Consider the following 18,432-nt stretch of genomic DNA (forward strand, 5'->3'; position numbering starts at 1 on the left):
TTTGGCTTTGGCTTTGGTTTTGGTTTTGGCTCTGGCTCTGGCTCAAGCCCCTCTCCCGCCTGCGGGAGAGGGGTTTGGGTGAGGGCGCTTCTAAAAGCAGGCCAAAGCCCAAAACCAAAACCAAAGCCAGAGCCAGAGCCAGAGCTCCCCCCATCCGCCCTACGGGCACCTTCCCCCGCAGGCGGGAGAAGGGAAAGCAAAGAGCCAAGTGCCAAAAGCCAAGAGCCAAGACCCACGAGCCAAGAGCCAACAGCCAAAATCCAAGAGCCAAGTGCCAAGTGCCAAGAGCCAAGAGCCAAAGGCCAGAGCGATTCCCGCCTGCGCGGGAATGGGGGCATAACTTCAACAACAACAGCAACAACAACCACAGTCATCATCACAACAGCCACAGCAACAGCCACAGCAACAGCCACAACCACAACCACAACCACAACCACAACTAGTCAGCCAATGCTTTGGTTGCAACAAATTTCGGCAAATTCCTTCTGGAATACGGAAAACGCCAGGACTGTTTACAACGCAAAAGGCCCGCTGCAAAAGCAGCGGGCCTCCAATGCACTTCCAACCAGAACCAATCAGAACTTGTAGTTCACACCCACTTGGTAAGTGCGGCCCCATTCCACGGTTTCCAGCGGACGGTCCTTGGTGCCGGCATAGGTTTCGTACTTGGAGTTGGTCAGGTTGCTGGCCTGCAGGAACAGGCTCAGGCCCTTGAACATCTTGCCGTCGTCGAAGCTGTAACCCACCTGTGCATCCAGCACATCCTCACCCTTGACATAACGCAGGGTGCGGGCGCCGTTGAAGTTGCCGATCTCGCCGATGAAGTCCGAACGCTTGCGCTGGTTCAAACGCACTTCAAATCCGCTGTTCTCGTAGTAAGCAGTGAAGTTGTAAACGCGCTTGGACAGGCCCGGCAGCATGATCGGCTCGCTGCCCACACTGGAGGTGTTGGCCGGATCCGGCTTGATCATGATGTCGCTGTCGTTGAAGCTGGCGCTGGCCACCACACCGAAGCCACGCAGGGCGTCGGAGAACAGGTCCAGCGGCAACGAGGCGGTCAATTCGGCACCGCGCAGGCTGCCACCGGTGCCGTTGAAGGGTGCGGTGTAGTAACCGATCGACTGCGCTGGAACCTTCAGCTGGGCTGCATTGGTGCCAACCTTCAGCCACTCGGCTACCTGGTTGGTGAAATCGTAGCCGTCACGCTTCTCGGTGTAGATGTAGCTCTTCAGATCCTTGTAGAACACCGCGGCGGCCACATAGGCCTTGTTGCCGAAGTACTTTTCCCAGGACAGGTCAACTGCGTTGGCTACCCACGGATCCAGGGTCGGGTTGCCGCCGCTGGAGCCGGGCTTACCGTTGTTGGTGTCCATGCCGAACTCCATCGAGGCGCGCAGTTCATCGACGCGCGGACGCGCGACCTGACGGGCCACGGCGAAACGGATGGTGTTCTCGGCCGGCAGTTCGAAGGCCAGGTTCAAGCTCGGCAGGAAGTCCAGATATTTCTTGCCGGCGTTGATCGGAATGACCTGGCTGCCAACCGGCTGCGAACCATCCCAGTAGTTGGAGCGCGAGGACTGGTCAACATGCTGGGCCTGGATGCCGACATTACCGCGCACCGGGATCGAGCCGATCTGGGTGCTGATGTTGGCACGCAGGAAGGTGGTGGTGATCTTCTCGTCCACCGTCCATTGCTTCGGGATCAGGTAGCTCTCGGTGGTGGTCGGGTTGAACGTCATGTAGCGGCCAACTGCAGCAGGCACGTTCCAGGCCGGGATGTAGCCGGCGCCGGCAAAGCCGAGGTTGACCGGCTTGTACTGCAGGTCGGCGGCAATGCTGGTGATGCCTTGTGCGCCGAGGTTGATGTTGCCCTCGGCCTGGGTCTTGTTCTTGCTGCGATCCGCGTAGTTCATGCCGACGTCGAAGTCGGAGAACCAGCTGAAGCCATCCGGCACCGGGAAGGTGGCTGCCAGCTTGAAGCCCTTCAATTCATCGTCGACATGCGGCGTCTTGCCGTAGCCGGAACCATAGATGGTGTTGGTCAGGTAGAGCTTGGTGTAGTCCGAATAATCAAAGCCCGGCGTGAACTGCGGGAACTTGCCGCCGCCGAAATTCAATTTCACCGAGTCCAGCATCGGCGCCGGCAGCAACTGCAGGTTGTTCTCGAGGTTCAGCTCATCACGCTCGGCCTTGGACCAGCTGACGTCGGCCACCACGCGGACATCGCCGAAGGTGAATTCGTTGTTCCAGCCGACAGCTTTGATCGTGTCTTCGCGGTTGTTGTACATGCCGCGGATCAGCGGATAAACGTTGTGTGCCGTGCCGCTGACAAAGCTTCCATTGCCGTTCACGACCACGTCGGTGACGTCCAGGCGGATCTTGTCCGGATCATTGGTGCCGTTGAAGTCGCCCAGATGGATTTCCATCTGGTTGGCGGTGTCGTGTTCCTTGGCCTTGGTATAGAAGGTATCCAGCGTGCTGGTCCAGCTGTTGTTCGGCCGGAACTGCAGGGTCGCCATCACGCCATCGCGCTTGGAATTGCCGGTACGGCGCAACGCCTTGATGCCGTCGGAATAGAAGGTGCCGGCAGCCACGCCCGGGCGCCAGTTGTCGCCGATGGCCTGCCACGGCTCGTACAGGCCGACCTGGTTTTCCTGCTTGGACATTTCCGAGTGGGAGATGCCGATGGCCAGGCCGATGGTGTTGTCGGCGAACTTGTCGACATAGCTGAAGTTGAGACGGTTGCCGTACGGATCTTCGCCAGCGGCTTCGCCCAGCGAGTTCTTCTGGTAGCGGCCGCTGACGGCGATGACGCGCTCGCTGTAGCTGAGCGGGCGCACGGTCTGCATGTCCAGGGTGCCGGACAGGCCCTGGCCGACCAGGCCTGCGTCGGGGGTCTTGTACACGGTGACGCCGCTGATCAGCTCGGACGGGTACTGGTCGAATTCCACCGAGCGGTTGTCGCCGGTGCTGACCATTTCGCGGCCATTGAGCAGGGTGGTGGCGAAGTCGGGCGACAGGCCGCGCACGCTGATGGCCTGGGCGCGGCCGGCAACGCGCTGGGCGGCCAGGCCGGGCAGGCGGGCGATGGATTCGGCGATGCTGACGTCCGGCAGCTTGCCGATGTCTTCGGCCGAAATGGCTTCCACGATCGAGGACGAGTCACGCTTGACCGAGATCGCGCTCTCGATGCCGCGGCGGATGCCGGTGACGGTGACGGTGTCCAGGTCGACAGCTTCGGCCTTGGCTTTCGCTTTGGTCTCGTCGTCCACGGTCTGTGCGTGCACGCCGGTGGCAGTCAATGTGATGGCTGAGGCCAGTGCAACGCTCAGCAGATTGCGCTTGGTGTTCAACATACTCCCCTCTCCCAGGTGATGTCGTTTGGTTGTTTTTTGTGCTCCCCCGTATTTTTTTGGGTGGGGGATGCATCGCTGTTTTTTTGCTGCTTGCGACTGACTCGCATGGTAATCAGCGGGCAAGCCCGTGGCGCTGGGCTGCATACGTATTCAATGGGGCTTTGCGGCGGCAGATAGGGGTGAAAACGCTTTCTGCGGCGGTTCTGTCTTCACGCCGTCGGTCCGTACCGGCGGTAATCGCTTTGGTTCGGGTTTCGGCGTTTGTTCTTGCCGTCATTCCCGCCTGCGCAGGAATGACGGCATCAAAGCAAAGCCTCCAGGACGCCGGGTGCTTACTCCACCGGCACAAACCGCACTGCAGCGCCACCGCCAGACCCCAGCTGCAGCTTGATGCGGTCGCCACTGCCCACCACCCGCGTCTCACGGACAAACGCAAACGGTGCCGTCTCCCAGTTCGCGCCTTCACCATCGCGGTAGATCTCCGCGCGGTAACGCTTGCCCGGGGTCAGGAACGACAAGGCCACATCCAGCGCCTGCGGCTTCTCGCTGCCAACGCTGCCGACAAACCATTCCTCGCTGCCGCGCGCTTTGCGCGCAAACGTCACGTACTGGCCAACCTCGCCATTGAGCACATGGCTTTCCTCCCAATCCACCGCCACATCCTTGATGAACTGGAAGGCGTCCGGGTGCTGGGCGTAGTGCTCGGGCAGGTCGGCGACCATCTGCACCGGGCTGTACAGCACCACGTACAAGGCCAGCTGCTTGGCCAGGGTGCTGCGCAGGGCCAGGCCGTTGCGGCCCTTCAGGCTGACGATGCCGGGGGTGTAGTCCATCGGCCCGCCCAGCATGCGGGTGAACACCAGCGTGGCTTCATGGCCCGGCGGGTTGGGCGGGTTGCCCCAGGCGTTGAACTCCATGCCACGTGCGCCCTCGCGCGATACCCAGTTCGGGTAGGTGCGGCGCAGGCCGGTGTCCTTGATCGGCTCGTGTGAGTTGATCGCGATGTGCTTGGCGGCGGCCTGCTGCAGTACGCGCAGGTTGTGGTTGCTCATCCACTGGCCTTCGTGCCATTCACGGGTGATCGGGCCATCGACCTGATCCTGGCGGTGGATGTCACCGGCATCGCAGACGTAGCCGGTCTTGATCACATCCACGCCGTTGCGCGCATACAGGTCCAGCGCGGCGGGCAGCTGGCGTTCGTAATGGCTGACCGCGCAGGCGGTTTCGTGGTGGCCGATCAGGTGCACGCCCTTGCCGGCGGCGTAGCTGGCAAGGCGCGGCAGGTCGAAATCCGGGGTAGCGCGGGTGAAGTCGAAGGCCTCGCCGTTGGCGAACCAGTCACCATCCCAGCCGATGTTCCAGCCTTCCACCAGCACGCCACGGAAGCCATTGGCGGCGGCGAAGTCGATGTAACGGCGGGTGTTCTCGGTGGTGGCGCCGTGTTTGGGACCGGTCGCCCAGGTCTCGGTCTCCAGGTGCAGCGACCACCACACGCCGGCATATTTGGCCGGCTTGAACCAGCTCACATCGCCGATGGCGTTGGGCTCGTTGAGGTTGAGGATGAGGCTGGATTCGGCCAGATCGCCGGCCTTCTCGCCGATGGTGATGGTGCGCCACGGGGTGTTGAAGGGCAGGGTGCGCACGACCGGCGCACCGCTGCTGGACGGTGTGAGCGTTGCGCGCAGGATGTCGCCATCACCACGGGCCAGGTTCATGCCGGCGTAGTCGACCAACGCGGCTTCGTGGATGGAGATATGCAGGCCGTTGTCGCTGCGCAGGGTCAATGGGGTCTGCGCGGTGCCGACTTCCTTCAACGGGGTCTGGTGGTACAGGTATTCCTCGCGGTTCCACTCGAAGGCGGGAATCCACCAGGCGGTGGCCGGGCGCGCCAGCGCGAACTCGGTCAGCTCGGCGTGGATCTGCGCCTGCTTCATGCCGGCCTGCTGCGGGAATTCGTAGCGGAAGCCGATGCCGTCGTCATAGACGCGGAACACCACGTCAAAACGGCGCTCGTAGTTGCGGCCGGCGCCGGGCTTCTCGGTGAAGCTGGCGCGCAGTTCGTTGTAATGGTTGCGTGTCAGGCGGCGCTCGCCCCAGGGCTGCTCCCAGGTTTCATCGAAGCTGCGTTGCGACTGTCCGGTCAGGGCGACATTACGCTCCAGACGGCCGTCGCCAAGCAGCATGCCCAGCCGCGACGGTGCGATCACTGCTTGGCCATCGCGTTCAACGCGGTACGAAGGCCGGCCTTCGTGCTGGGATTCGACGACCACGACAAGCTGCTTGTCGGGGGAGGTAACGCGCGCCAGATCGGCAGCGTGGGCCGGCAGGCAGCTGACCAGCAGCAGCGCGAACGCGGCCTTCAGCGACAGGCGGGCAGGGGTGGGGCGTGTATCAGCCATGCGGGTCTCAACTCCGGGTTCTGGTCGGCGCGCCGCCCTTCAGGGTTGGCACGTGGCGCCACTATTCCCCGGTCGAGGCCACTGTGGGGGCAATGCCGCATTGAATACGTATGCAACAGCGGTGCAGATCACAGGTGCGCCCTCTACCATGGCTGCAGCGCATCCGCGCCCAACATCGCATCCGTGATTCCCGGAGGGGGGAAGCGCTTGATGAATAGCAAACCGCAGCTGTCGTTCTGGCAGATCTGGAACATGTGTTTTGGCTTCCTGGGTATCCAGTTCGGCTTCGCGCTGCAGAACGCCAATGCCAGCCGTATCTTTGAAACGCTGGGTGCGCCGATGGATGCGGTGCCGGGGCTGTGGATTGCCGCACCGCTGACCGGGCTGCTGGTGCAGCCGGTGATCGGCTATCTGTCCGACCGCACCTGGACGCGCTGGGGCCGCCGCCGCCCCTACTTCATGATCGGCGCGGTGTTGACCACGCTTGCGCTGCTGGTCATGCCCAACTCGCCGACGCTGTGGATCGCCGCCGGCACGCTGTGGGTGCTGGACGCCTCGATCAATATCTCGATGGAGCCGTTCCGCGCCTTTGTCGGTGACCAGTTGTCGCCAAAGCAACGCCCAGCCGGTTTTTCGATGCAGAGTTTCTTCATCGGCGTGGGCGCGGTGGTGGCCAGCTTCCTGCCCTTCATCCTTGCCCATTTCGGCGTGGCCAATACCGCGGGACCGGGTGAAGTGCCGGATACGGTGCGTTATGCCTTCTACTTCGGCGCGGCGGTGCTGCTGCTGGCGATGAGCTGGACGGTGTTCAGCACGCGCGAGTATTCACCGGCCGAGCTGGCCGGCTTCGATGATGCGGAGCCGTCCGCTGTGCATTCGACGCAACGCGTCGGCGGCTTGCCGCAGTGGAGCCAGATTGGCCTGTGGCTGGGTCTGGGTGTGTTGCTGGCAGTGTTGATAGCCTGGTGCCAAGGCGACCGCATGCTCTACGTGCTGGCCGGCCTGTGTGCCAGCTACGGCCTGCTGCTCGGCGTGGCGCGGGTGCTGCCCGGCACGCATATGCTGGCCACCATCGTCGACGACCTGCGCAGCATGCCGGGCACGATGCGGCGCTTGGCCTGGGTGCAGTTCTTCTCCTGGTTCGCGTTGTTTGCGATGTGGATCTACACCACCGCAGCGGTGGCTGGCACGCACTTCGGTTCCACCGACACGCAGTCTGCTGCCTACAACGAAGGCGCGAACTGGGTAGGTGTGTTGTTCGGTGCCTACAACGGCTTCGCCGCCGTGGCGGCATTGGTCATCCCGCTGATGGTGCGTGCCATCGGCCTGCGCTGGAGCCATCTGGTCAATCTGTGGCTGGGCGGGTTGGGTTTGATCTCGCTGATGCTGATCAAGGACCCGCATTGGCTGTTGCTGTCGATGGTCGGCGTCGGCTTTGCCTGGGCCTCGATCCTGTCGCTGCCATACGCGCTGCTGTCGGACAGCGTGCCGGCGGCGAAAATGGGCGTTTACATGGGCATTTTCAATTTCTTCATCGTGATCCCGCAGCTGGTTGCCGCCAGCGCCTTGGGCTTTGCCCTGCGCAACTGGTTGGGTGGCGATCCCATCCACGTGCTGGTGCTGGGTGGTTGCAGCCTGTTCGTGGCTGGATTGTTCGTACTGCGGGTTCCGTCGCAACAGGAGGTGGTGTGATGCGTAGTCGTTTGGCGGTAGCGATTTGTCTGGCAGTGGTGGCAGGTTCTTCTTTGGCTGATGAAAGGCCGGATTACATCGGCACCACCGAGCCATTTGCCAGTGATGCGGTGTACTTCGTGGTCACCGACCGTTTCGTCAATGGCGATACCAGCAACGACCATCGCGACCAGGGCGGCGAAAACCGCACCTTCGATATCCCGGTGCCGTGCCCGGACAAGATCGACGGCAACATCGGCTACCTCGGCGGCGACTTCAAGGGCGTGTTGAACAACGCCGACTACATCCGCCAGCTCGGCTTTGGCGCGGTGTGGATCACGCCGATCATCGACAACCCCGATCAGGCTTTCACCGGCAGCAAGCCGATAAGCTGCACCAGCACCCTGACTGACCGCGGCAAGACCGGCTATCACGGTTATTGGGGCATCAATTTCTACAAGCTGGATGAGCACCTGCCCAGCGCAGACCTGGATTTCGCAGGCCTGACGAAAGGCCTGCACGACGCCAAGCTGAAAGTGGTGCTGGATATCGTCGGCAACCACGGTTCGCCAGCCTGGACCATGCCCAAGCGGCAGCCGCAGTTCGGGCAGATATTCGACAAGGACGGCAAGTTGATCGCCGACCATCAGAACCTTGCCCCAGACAAGCTTGATCCCAAGCACAACCCGTTGCACGCGTTCTACAACAACATCGGCCCGGTCGATGGCAGCAAGGGCTCTATTTTCGACGGCAACCTCGCTGAGCTGTCGGATTTCAACGAGCACAATCCGGCAGTGATGGATTACCTGGTAGGCGCCTACCTGCAGTGGACCGCGCAGGGCGTGGATGCCTTGCGCATCGATACCATCGGCTGGCTGCCGCATCCGTGGTGGCATGAATTCGTAAACCGCATCCGCGCCGAGCACCCGGGCATGTTCATGTTCGGCGAAGCTTTCGACTACGACGCAGCGAAGATTGCCGAGCACACCTGGCCGGCGAACGCCAACGTCAGCGTGCTGGATTTCCCGCTGCGCGGTGCAATGTCGTCGGTATTCGGCAAGGAGCAGAAAGGCTTTGAAGCGCTGGCCGAACCGCTGCATCTGAGCGGCGGCCCGTATGCCAATCCGTATGCGTTGATGAGTTTCTACGACAACCATGACATGGCGCGTCTGGATGCCAGCGATGCCGGTTTCATCGACGCGCACAACTGGTTGTTCACAGCACGCGGGATTCCGGTGCTCTATTACGGCTCGGAAACCGGCTTCATGCGCGGCCGCGCCGAGCATGCGGGTAATCGTGCCTACTTCGGTCAGCAGCGGGTGGATGAAGCAGACCAGAGCCCGATCTTCGCGCCGCTTCAGCGCATTGCCAAATTGCGTGAGGCAACGCCTGCGTTGCAGCGCGGCTTGCAGGTAAACGAGCGATTGCAGGGCGATGAGGCGGTTTTCTACCGTGTGCTGCAGCATGGTGATACCGCGCAGACGGCGCTGGTGCTGCTGAACAAGGGTGATGCTGCACGTTCGTTCGAGGTGCGTCGTTACCTGCAGGCCGGGCAATGGCAGGATCTATTGGGTGGCGGTTCTTTGAAGGTGAAGAGTTCGCTGAAGACAGAAGTGCCTGCGCATGGCGTCAAGGTGTTTGTGCTGGAAGGGCAGGTGGCGCAGCCGGAGCTACGTGCGCAGTTGGATGCTGCTATGGCGGATCAGATGGCGCGGGATAGTCGGTTAGCGAAGTAATGCCTGCTTAAGCCCCTCTCCCGCCTGCGGGAGAGGGGTTGGGGTGAGGGCAGCTTTAGCTGGCTAATCACGCCTCGCTCCAAAAGCACCCCTCCCCAACCCTCCCCTTTGCTACGCAAAAGGGAGGGAGCAGATCGCTGTGCGGAAGGCTTTGCTTGTCTCCCTCCCTTTGCCGAGGGCAAGGGGAGGGCCGGGGAGGGGGAACTCTTGCTTCTGCACCAGCCTCTGCGACTCTCCAAGCCCCACCCGCTACAATCCGCCCCCAAGCATCCCCGGCGGCACCGTATGAACCAGCTCCCCCCGCAAACCCCCATCGAAACCCTGTTGCAGACGGCAATGGACGGCAAACTGCCGATCCGCGCCTTCATGCAGGCCTTCGTCGCCTCCGAGGTGGTGTTGCTGACCGGCAGCCTGGTCACGCCTGACGGCAGTGGTTTCGATCCGCTGCTGTTCGACAAGCAGGGTGTGCTGCATGTGGCGGTGTTCACCGACATGGCGCGGGTTGGCTTCCACCAACAGCAGGCGCCGCACAACATCCGCATGCTGATGCTGGAGGTGCTGCGCCGCGTGCCCGGTGGCTACGGCGTGGTGATCAACCCCGGTACGCCACTGGGCTTTGAGATCTCACCGGCAGGTGTGGGTGAAGTCCTCAAGGATTTCAGCTGAGCCAAGGCATGCGGGAGCACTTGCTGCGCGAATCACACGCCAAGCGATGATTCCCGCACCACCAGCTTCACCGGAATGGTGAGGCCTTCCACTGGCTCGCCGGCAATCAGGCTCAGCAGCTTGTCGACCAGCAGCTGACCTGCCTGCTTGGTGTCCTGTTGCACCGTGGTCAGTGGCGGCGATACCGATGCCGCCAAAGGAATATCGTCAAAGCCGGTCACCGCGATGTCCTGCGGCACGCGTACGCCACGCTCGCGCAGGGCGCGCAAGGCACCAATCGCGATCAGGTCGCTGGCCGCGCAGATCGCATCGAAGTCCTTGCCGCTGTCGAGCAGGGCGATGCAGGCGGCGTGGCCGGAGTCCTCGGTGGTGATGGCGTCATGCTGCAGCGTCGGATCTGCCTTCAAACCGCTTGCGGCCAAGGCTTCTACATGGCCGCGGTAGCGCTCTTCGAACTCGGGGTAGTGGCTGGATGCATGGCCGAGGAACGCGATGCGCTGGCGGCCTTGTTCAAGCAGATGCGCGCTGATATCAAAGCCGCCCTGGAAGTTGTCGCTGCCGATCGATACGCCGGGCTGGCCCGGCAAGGCTGCACCCCAACGCACGAAATGGGTGCCTTGCTCCACCAGCCGCTGCAGCCGCTCAACCGACTCGTGGTAGTCGCCATAGCCGAGCAGGATGATGCCGTCGGCCTTGTTGCTGTCCTCGAAGTCGGCATGCCAGTCGCTGGACAGCTGCTGGAACGAGACCAGCAGGTCCAGCCCCTTCAGCGCACAGGCGCGGGTGATCGAACCCAGCATCGAATGGAAGAAGGGGTTGATCAGCGAGTCATCGTTGGTAGGGTCCTCGAAGAACAGCAGCGCCAACGTACCGGACTGCTGGCAGCGCAGGCTGGAGGCGTTCTTGTCGACCTTGTAGTTCAGCTGACGGGCGATATCGAGGATGCGCTGGCGGGTTTCGGCATTGACCATCGGGCTGCCACGCAGCGCACGCGACACCGTCGGCTGCGAGACGCCGGCCATGTGCGCGATATCCAATGAGGTGGCTTTGCCCTTGATGACCATCTTGACCAGCAATCTGAACGACGTCAGGCATCATGCCATGTGGCCGTCGGAACCGGGCGGACCAGGTCTGGGATCCACCGTCTGGCAGGCCTCCTTTGGGCTGGCAGGCGTGCTGCCGAGGCCGGGTTCGGAGAGCCCCAGCAGCCGGCCGGATCAGCGGCAGGGCCAGCGCAAGCCTTACGCCGCAAGGGCTGCAAGGATTGGCTGCTATCTGCCGCCGGACAGATATAATACGTGGGCTATTGCCCGCATCCGGCGGGTGGACCCCAACGGAAGAGTAGGAACCTATGGCCCGCGGCATCAATAAAGTCATCCTCGTCGGCAACCTCGGCAACGACCCGGACACCAAGTACACCCAGGCCGGCATGGCGATCACCCGCATCAGCCTGGCGACCACCAGCGTGCGCAAGGACCGTGATGGCAACCAGCAGGAGCGCACCGAGTGGCACCGCGTGGTGTTCTTCGGCAAGCTCGGCGAGATCGCCGGTGAATACCTGCGCAAGGGCAGCTCGGTCTACGTCGAAGGCGAACTGCGCTACGACAAGTACACCGGCCAGGACGGTGTGGAGAAGTACACCACCGATATCGTCGCCAACGAAATGCAGATGCTCGGCGGCCGTGGTGAAGGCGGCGGTGGTGGCGGTGGCATGGGCGGCGATCGTCCGCAGCGCCAGTCGGCCCCGCGCCAGCAGCAGGGCGGCGGCCAGGGCGGTTACGGTAACCAGGACCAGGGCGGCGGTGGCGGCTACGGCGGCGGTCAGCGTCAGCAGCAGCGCCAGGCTCCGCCGCAGCAGCAGTCGGCTCCGCCGATGGACGACTTCGCCGACGACGATATCCCGTTCTGATCGCTACTCGACGCGTTCGTTTTAGAAAAAGCCATGCATTGCATGGCTTTTTTTGTTCTTCAGTTCGGGGAAAGTAATGAGTGGTTTACCCCCAATACTCCAATGTCATGAAAAATGAGAGGTTTCCGGTTCGTTAGCCACCTTCCAGATTTTTGTTCGATTGGATAATCGAAAATTGCGGCGAGTCCGATTCCGGGCGATGAGGATGTTTGGTCATGAAAGCGCCCACCACCATGCGGCCTGCCATAATCCACGCAAGTTGAGGTCTCATGGAAGACGCCATGCATGTTTCTGATCTTGTAAGTCTGGTTGGTGCCAAAGGCAGCGATCCACTGCTCGTGGATTGGTTCGAGCAGCACGGAATCGGCAAGCCGCCGGTGTCCGTCACTGCGAATCAGGGCACCAAGAGCGTCAAGGACAAGCGCCATGAGATGGAGTACTACTTCGGGTTCGACATCATCAACGACCGCTTCTATCCGCCGGTAGTCGGCCCGCGCGGTGGCTTGCTTTGCCACCTGCAGTCCGTGCTGCTGTTCTCACGCAAGCCGAAGGGTAATGTCGCGTTGCCTGCTGGGTTCTGGGATGGTTTCGTAGGGCCGGATGCCGGCTTTGACGAGTGCATGGCGTTCTTCGATGGGAACGTGGACACGTATACCGATACCCAGTTGTTTCAGAAGCCGCTTGGCGCGGACGTGGAGCTGAAGCTTTGGTTCTGCCCCAGAAAGCAGCGGGTGGAGACAATCCAGGTGAGCATCGTGCAGGATCGCCAGTTCATGGGGCACCACGAGTTCGATCAGGCCAACGTGCATAACACGGTGAAACCGGTGGCCACGCTGGTGGTCAAGTGGCTGTTCGACGGGCGTCATCTGCGGCTGCCAGACGATATCTATGCTCATGGGCTGGCTGATGATCATGCCGGGATTCTGGAGTTCGTTCGCCAGCATCTGAATGGCCATGTATGGGCATCGCAACTCAATGACGACCAGGTGCTGCGGCAGGTGCTGAGTCACACCCAGACCAGCAGGCCGCTGAAACTCTCGAATGGGGAGTCGCTGGAGCTGTTTGCGCAGACGCTATACCTGCGGGCCGCGGGTGCATGGGATACGTATCAGGCGATCTACAACGATGATGCCCTGGACGATTGGGCTGGCTCTGTTGACCGGTTTCGGGAATCAGTGGTGCTGGATGCGGGACAGCGGCAGGTCTTCGTCGGCATGCTGCATGATGCCTATCGTCTGGCTGCGGCTGATAAGGCATAAAGCGCTAAGGTCTGTATCTGAGCAGGGCTGGATTCTGCTACGGCAGGCCTCCGCTGCTGGCGGGGGAATCCCGGTTTTCGGCCGCAGGCTCTTTCAGCAGGGGAGTCGGTAGTCCTTGATTATCTTTTGAACGGCTACCCGCATTTCCTGCATGGAAAAATCCAAAGGCAGGGAGCTAGAATCGCCCAACGCGGGCCGGACGCCCGTTTTGGGGCTGATGCAGATGATGAAGCTGGCGATGGCTTTGCTGCTGTGTTTGTGTTCGACGACCGGTTGGGCTGCCGTGGATCTGGGGCAGTTCATTCGCAAGGATGAGTTCAACGATATCAAGCTGTCGCCCTCGGGTAAGTACTACGCGGCGACAGTGCCGCTTGAAGACAAGACTGCACTTGTCATTTTCACCCGCGAAGGCAACAAGCAATCCGGCATGTTCGTGCCGATGAGAAACGCGCATGTAAACCGCTTCCATTGGGTGAACGACGAGCGCGTATTGATCGGTATTGCTGAAAAGTTTGGTCTGCTGGATGAGCCGCGACCGACCGGCGAGCTCTACGCAATCAACGCCGATGGCGGGCAGGCCGACCTTCTGGTTGGTTACAGGGTGCAGGGAAACGGGGTGGGCACTCGCATACAGCCGAAGAAAGTGGAAAGCGTTGCGGCTTTCCTAGTTGATCCTTTGCCTGCAGAAGACCGCAACGTGGTGATCTCGACTTGGCCATTGGGAACGCAGGAGCCGTTCACTCGTGCGGAGATTCTGGATGTAAATACCGGTCGCCGCACTGTGTCGGCGACGGTACCCGTCCGTCGTGCGGCGTTTGCGACCGATAACGCGGGCGTGGTGCGGCTGGCACTGGGAGCGGGCCTGGACAATCTCAGCAAGCTCTACTATCGCGACGCCGCTGGCGGCGAATGGCGCTTGATCAATGACCAGAAGGTGAGCGGCCGCATTGAAGAAGCCTTGGGCTTTTCGGAAGACAATTCGCTTGCCTACCTGCTGGTGCGTGGCGATGGGCCGGGGCCGGACAGCGTCGTGGCGTGGAATACCATCAGCAATGAACGCCGCACGGTGTTGCGTGACAATACGGTTGATCCGTGGACCATCATCTATCGTCGGGCTACCAACATCCCCGTTGGGGCGCTGTTGATGGATGGGCGACACCGGAGTGTGTTCTTCGAAGACTCGCTGCCCGAAGCGCGCTTGCAACGCAGCCTGGAGGCGGCGTTCCCAGGCCAGTCGGTGCGAGTGACCTCGAGCAGCAAGGATGGCCTGCTGTTGATGGTGCGCGTGTGGTCAGGCAGCAATCCTGGTGATTTTTACCTCTACGATCCAGCTGCCAAGAAGCTGGATTTCGTTGTAGCCAGTGGCAGCTGGATCGATCCGGATGCTGCCGCCGTTGTCGAGCCTTTCAGCTTCTCTGCACGCGATGGCTTGAAGATTCATGGCTATCTGACAAAGCCGCGTGGTGCGACTGGTGCGCGGCCGATGGTGTTGATGCCGCATGGCGGTCCTTACACCGTGTTCGATGAGTGGCACTACGACCGCGATGCGCAGATGTTGGCTGCTGCCGGCTACACGGTGATGCAGGTGAACTACCGGGGATCGGGCAATTATGGTTGGGCCTTCAGTCGTGCGGGTGCACAGCAGTGGGGTGGGACCATGCAGGATGACCTGACCGACGCTACCCGCTGGGCAATAAGTGAAGGGCAGGCCGATGCAGCAAAAATCTGCATCTACGGCGCCAGTTATGGTGCCTATGCCGCGCTGATGGGCGCGGCAAAGGAGCCCGCGCTATACCGCTGTGCCGCGGGCTATGTGGGCGTCTACGATCTACCGATGATGCAGCGCGCAGATGTGCGCACTGCTCGCAGTCTTGGCAATTCGTCGAAGGATTGGGTGGGCGAGGATCAGACTGCATTGGCGGCTGCATCGCCGAACCGTTTTGCTGATCGCATCAAGGTGCCGGTGTTTCTCGCTGCCGGTGGCGAGGATGAGATCGCGCCGATCGAGCACACCCGGATGATGGAAGCGGCGTTGAAGAAGGCAGGCGTGCCGGTTGAGTCCTTGTACTTCAGCACCGAAGGGCATGGTTTCTATACCGAGCCGCATCAGCGCGAGTATTACGGGAGGTTGCTGGGCTTCCTGTCGCAGCACCTGGGTGGAGCGAAGGCGAAGTAGTTGCCTGTTCGGGGTGCGGGCGTCGGCCCCGTTTTTTTTTGTAGGAGCGGCGTCAGCCGCGAAGCTGATGCTGTATCAGGTTGCGGATATTGATGTTCGCAAGCAGTGCTAGCTTCGCGGCTTATGCCGCTCCTACAAAAGCGGGGGTTAGCGCACGCCGTGCATCATCCGTTTCAGCAGCGGCGAGGCCAGCAGGGCTACTACCGCGCAGCCCAGGCCTATCCACATCAGCAGCCAGAACAGGTGTTCGTAGCGGCCGGCGGCTTCTGCGATGTTCATCACTTCGCCTTCGGGTACGTCGATGGCGGCGAGCTTGCCGAACAAGGCTGCCAGGGTTTCGGAGAATGCGGTCGCCAGGAACCAGGTGCCCATCATCAGGCTGACCACGCGCGGTGCCGCCAGCTGGGTGACGGCCGATAAACCCACAGGCGACAGGCACATCTCACCGATCTCCAGGATCAGGTAGGCCAGCACCAGCCACCACACACTGGCCATTTGCCCGGTTGCGCCCACCTGCTGTGCTGCCAAGGCCAAGGGCACGAAGGACAGGGCGCCGAATACCAGGCCGAACGAGGATTTCAGTGGTTTGGACGGATCGAGGCGACGCTTGTCCAGCCATGCCCACAGTGCAGCAAACAAGGGCGCTAGCAGCACCAGGAACAGCGCGCCCAGATAGGTCAGCGAGCCGGCGGTCTGCGGCAGCACCAGGCAGTCGCGGACCAGCATCACCAGCATCGCGGCAACGATGACGCCGAACAGCAGGCGCGGTGCATTGGATGCCGGATTGCGATCAGACAGGCGTGCTGCGACCACGAAGCCCAGCGGCGCCAGCAGCAACGAGACGATGGACCAGGGCAGTGGCGTGCCTTCGCGGATCACGAGTGAAGGCACCAGATCCTTGGTCAGCAGGCGATCGGTGAAAGTGACCCACGAACCATAGGTCTGCTCATACAAGGTGAAGAACACCAATGCCATGAAGATCAGCACCATCAGCGCGATCATCTGCTGGCGCTGTTCTGGCGTGCACTGCGTGCCGGTGAACCAGGCGAACCACAGCAGCACGCCGCCCAGCACAACGATCATCAGCATCAGTGCAAGGCTGATCTCGCCACCCAGGGCGAACGCGCCGTTGGCTGCTGCCCACATCAGCGCCGCGACCGGAACAATGCCGACAACCGCAACGCCATAGATCAGCCATTCGCGCGGCACGCCAAGGACGCGCTCGCGCAACGTCGAAGGCTGTGCCGGCTCGGCGTGACCGTGCAGGTACTTCTGTCCCCACAGGAACATCGCCAGCCCGACCAGCATGCCGATGCCGGCCGCGCCGAAACCGTACTTCCAGCCATAGGCTTCACCGAGGAAACCGCAGACCAGGGAGGCGAACAGGGCGCCGAGGTTGATGCCGGCGTAGAACAGGGAGAAGCCCGAGTCACGACGCGGGTCGTTCTCGGGGTAGAGCCTGCCGACGATGGTGGAGATGTTGGGCTTGAGGAAGCCCACGCCCATGATGATCAGCGCCAGCGACAGATAGGTGATCGACAACGCGCCCTCGTCGCGGACCACTTCGCCAGCCACCCGATGCGCCGCGTGCCCCTCGAAAGCCATGCCGATGTGCCCCAGCACCAGCAGGATGCCGCCGAACACCACCGCCTTGCGCATGCCCAGCCAGCGGTCGGCCAGCAGCCCGCCGAATACCGGAATGCAGTAGACCAACCCGCCGTATGCACCGAGCAGGTCCAACCCGGCCTTGTCGCCGAACAAGTGGTACTTGGTGAGGTAGAGCAACAGCAACGCCTTCATGCCGTAGAAGGAGAAGCGCTCCCACATTTCGGTGAAGAAGCAGACGTAGACGCCCTTGGGGTGGCCGAGGAAGTCGTCGGAGCGGGGGCGACTCAATGCAGTTGCAGTCATCTGTGGTGCCGGGTGGGACAGCGGCCGAGTATAGGACCGCTGCCCCGGTGCTGCGCGTTCAGAGATAGCGTAGCCAGGCCAGGTCGCGACGGTGTGCCTTGAAGCGGGCAAAAGCGCGGGTGGCGGGGTAGAGCAGCACCGCCAGCGCCACGCTGATCAACAGCAATGCCGACACCGATTCGACTGCGAAGTAGGGCGCGTGATTTGCGCCCCAATACGCCATCGCTGCGAGGTAAATCAGCTTCAGCACGTACAGGTGCAGCAGGTAGAAGAACATCGGCGCCGCGCCTATCCACGCCAGTGGCTGCAACCACGCTGCGATGCGTGGCTGCTCGTACAGGCGCAGCAGCAACAGGCCGATACCCAGCGTCAGCAGCAGGAACAGCAGCGAAGGCGGGTACTTGGTGACGTTGAGCAGGCTCATCAGCGTCAGCTGGAAGTCGGCGAAGCGCAGCCAGGGATGGTCACCGTAGATATTGGCGGCACGCAGCAGCACGAATCCGGTCAGCATCGCCGCGCCGGTCAGCAGCAGCCAGCGCTGGCGCTGTGGCGCCGGGCGGTTGCTGGCGTACCACGGGCCCAGCACGTAACCCAGGGCAATCACGCCGATCCACGGCAGCAGCGGGTAGGAGGTGCGCAGGCGCAGGCTGTCGCCCAGCTCGATCCAGTCACGTTGGTGCAGGATCTTCCATAGCGTTGCCAGTATGCCGTTGCCCTGGACCTGCAGCGGATCAAGCAGGTTGTGGCCGGCAATGATGACCACCGCCAGCGCCAACAGCAACTTGCGCGGCAGCCACAGCAGGCCGGCCAACGCGATCATGCTCAGGCCGATGGCCCAGATCACCTGCAGATAGAGCGTGCTGGCCGGGAACTGGAAGGTCCAGGCGAAGTTGACCAGGGTCAGTTCTAACACCACCAGGAACAAGCCGCGCTTCAGCAGGAACGCGGCGGTGGCGCGGCGCGGATCTGGCTGGCGCTGGCCATATAGCCAGGCCGACAGGCCGGTGAGCAGGACGAACACAGGTGCGCATAGATGGGCCAGCAGGCGGAAGCTGAATAGCGCCGGAGAAACCGAGGTCACGTCCATCGGGTCGCTGACCTGGTGCTGCAGGTAGAAGGTCTCGCGGACATGGTCGATCAGCATCAGCAGCATCACGGTGCCGCGCAGCTGGTCGATGGAGGCCAGGCGGGAGGTGGAGGCAGGGTGCATGCGTTGAAATCTTACGGAAAGATATAACATAACATTCAAGGGCGGCGCGGGCGACTTTGCCGATGTGGCCTGCAAGGCGTGCGGATCGGTGGAATTGCAGGGTTGCGGGGCACCGGCACTGCGTTCAGGCTGGACTTGC

At 62.0% G+C, this 18,432-nt stretch carries 11 protein-coding genes; 6 read left to right on the top strand and 5 right to left on the bottom strand.

Features of this window, described 5'->3' with window-relative positions:
• Positions 1 to 575: 575 nt before the first annotated feature.
• The gene (locus ACVOLS_RS03360; RefSeq protein ID WP_481544480.1) at positions 576 to 3,356 is read right to left on the bottom strand and encodes a TonB-dependent receptor; all 2,781 of its coding nucleotides are present in this window, start codon (positions 3,354 to 3,356) and stop codon (positions 576 to 578) included.
• A gap of 332 nt (positions 3,357 to 3,688) precedes the next feature.
• On the bottom strand, positions 3,689 to 5,755 hold the full coding sequence (locus tag ACVOLS_RS03365) for a glycoside hydrolase family 97 protein (RefSeq protein WP_481544481.1): 2,067 nt from the start codon (positions 5,753 to 5,755) through the stop codon (positions 3,689 to 3,691).
• A gap of 210 nt (positions 5,756 to 5,965) precedes the next feature.
• On the opposite strand from ACVOLS_RS03365, the gene ACVOLS_RS03370 reads away from it, so the two are divergent.
• The 3 genes from ACVOLS_RS03370 to ACVOLS_RS03380 all read left to right on the top strand — a co-directional run bounded on the left by ACVOLS_RS03370 (position 5,966) and on the right by ACVOLS_RS03380 (position 9,828).
• On the top strand, positions 5,966 to 7,447 hold the full coding sequence (locus tag ACVOLS_RS03370; RefSeq protein WP_481544482.1) for an MFS transporter: 1,482 nt from the start codon (positions 5,966 to 5,968) through the stop codon (positions 7,445 to 7,447).
• A complete protein-coding gene (locus ACVOLS_RS03375) occupies positions 7,447 to 9,162 on the top strand; it encodes an alpha-amylase family glycosyl hydrolase (protein ID WP_481544483.1) in 1,716 nt (571 codons plus the stop codon). The genes ACVOLS_RS03370 and ACVOLS_RS03375 overlap by 1 nt, the downstream gene beginning before the upstream one ends.
• A 285-nt stretch (positions 9,163 to 9,447) precedes the next feature.
• Positions 9,448 to 9,828, top strand: a complete 381-nt coding sequence (locus tag ACVOLS_RS03380) for an SseB family protein (RefSeq protein ID WP_481544484.1) — start codon at positions 9,448 to 9,450, stop codon at positions 9,826 to 9,828.
• 32 nt (positions 9,829 to 9,860) lie between these two features.
• Here ACVOLS_RS03380 and ACVOLS_RS03385 read toward each other — a convergent pair whose 3' ends face one another.
• A complete protein-coding gene (locus ACVOLS_RS03385) occupies positions 9,861 to 10,892 on the bottom strand; it encodes a LacI family DNA-binding transcriptional regulator (RefSeq protein ID WP_481544485.1) in 1,032 nt (343 codons plus the stop codon).
• A 287-nt stretch (positions 10,893 to 11,179) separates the two neighbouring features.
• On the opposite strand from ACVOLS_RS03385, the gene ACVOLS_RS03390 reads away from it, so the two are divergent.
• The 3 genes from ACVOLS_RS03390 (at position 11,180) to ACVOLS_RS03400 (ending at position 15,172) form a co-directional block, all read left to right on the top strand.
• Complete coding sequence (locus ACVOLS_RS03390; protein WP_481536257.1) at positions 11,180 to 11,737, top strand: single-stranded DNA-binding protein; 558 nt, start codon at positions 11,180 to 11,182, stop codon at positions 11,735 to 11,737.
• A 269-nt stretch (positions 11,738 to 12,006) separates the two neighbouring features.
• Positions 12,007 to 12,996, top strand: a complete 990-nt coding sequence (locus ACVOLS_RS03395; protein ID WP_481544486.1) for a hypothetical protein — start codon at positions 12,007 to 12,009, stop codon at positions 12,994 to 12,996.
• A 217-nt stretch (positions 12,997 to 13,213) separates the two neighbouring features.
• On the top strand, positions 13,214 to 15,172 hold the full coding sequence (locus ACVOLS_RS03400) for an alpha/beta hydrolase family protein (RefSeq protein WP_481544487.1): 1,959 nt from the start codon (positions 13,214 to 13,216) through the stop codon (positions 15,170 to 15,172).
• Between the two features lie 147 nt (positions 15,173 to 15,319).
• Here the strand turns inward: ACVOLS_RS03400 and ACVOLS_RS03405 are convergent, their stop codons facing one another.
• Positions 15,320 to 17,083 carry a peptide MFS transporter gene (locus ACVOLS_RS03405; RefSeq protein ID WP_481544488.1) on the bottom strand — a complete coding sequence of 588 codons (1,764 nt, stop codon included), beginning with the start codon at positions 17,081 to 17,083 and terminating at the stop codon, positions 15,320 to 15,322.
• Positions 17,084 to 17,141: 58 nt separating this feature from the next.
• Positions 17,142 to 18,293 (bottom strand): acetyltransferase domain-containing protein, encoded by a 1,152-nt coding sequence (locus ACVOLS_RS03410; RefSeq protein ID WP_481544489.1) that lies wholly within the window; start codon positions 18,291 to 18,293, stop codon positions 17,142 to 17,144.
• Positions 18,294 to 18,432 lie beyond the last annotated feature (139 nt).

The organism is Stenotrophomonas sp. STEN038 (assembly GCF_056759895.1).

What these genes read in the sequence shown, in the direction of transcription:
- ACVOLS_RS03385 (WP_481544485.1), bottom strand. Translation starts at nt 10,892, where the DNA reads ATGGTCATCAAGGGCAAAGCCACCTCATTGGATATCGCGCACATGGCC.
- ACVOLS_RS03405 (WP_481544488.1), bottom strand. Translation starts at nt 17,083, where the DNA reads ATGACTGCAACTGCATTGAGTCGCCCCCGCTCCGACGACTTCCTCGGC.
- ACVOLS_RS03380 (WP_481544484.1), top strand. Translation starts at nt 9,448, where the DNA reads ATGAACCAGCTCCCCCCGCAAACCCCCATCGAAACCCTGTTGCAGACG.
- ACVOLS_RS03395 (WP_481544486.1), top strand. Translation starts at nt 12,007, where the DNA reads ATGGAAGACGCCATGCATGTTTCTGATCTTGTAAGTCTGGTTGGTGCC.
- ACVOLS_RS03375 (WP_481544483.1), top strand. Translation starts at nt 7,447, where the DNA reads ATGCGTAGTCGTTTGGCGGTAGCGATTTGTCTGGCAGTGGTGGCAGGT.
- ACVOLS_RS03365 (WP_481544481.1), bottom strand. Translation starts at nt 5,755, where the DNA reads ATGGCTGATACACGCCCCACCCCTGCCCGCCTGTCGCTGAAGGCCGCG.
- ACVOLS_RS03360 (WP_481544480.1), bottom strand. Translation starts at nt 3,356, where the DNA reads ATGTTGAACACCAAGCGCAATCTGCTGAGCGTTGCACTGGCCTCAGCC.
- ACVOLS_RS03390 (WP_481536257.1), top strand. Translation starts at nt 11,180, where the DNA reads ATGGCCCGCGGCATCAATAAAGTCATCCTCGTCGGCAACCTCGGCAAC.
- ACVOLS_RS03400 (WP_481544487.1), top strand. Translation starts at nt 13,214, where the DNA reads ATGCAGATGATGAAGCTGGCGATGGCTTTGCTGCTGTGTTTGTGTTCG.
- ACVOLS_RS03370 (WP_481544482.1), top strand. Translation starts at nt 5,966, where the DNA reads ATGAATAGCAAACCGCAGCTGTCGTTCTGGCAGATCTGGAACATGTGT.
- ACVOLS_RS03410 (WP_481544489.1), bottom strand. Translation starts at nt 18,293, where the DNA reads ATGCACCCTGCCTCCACCTCCCGCCTGGCCTCCATCGACCAGCTGCGC.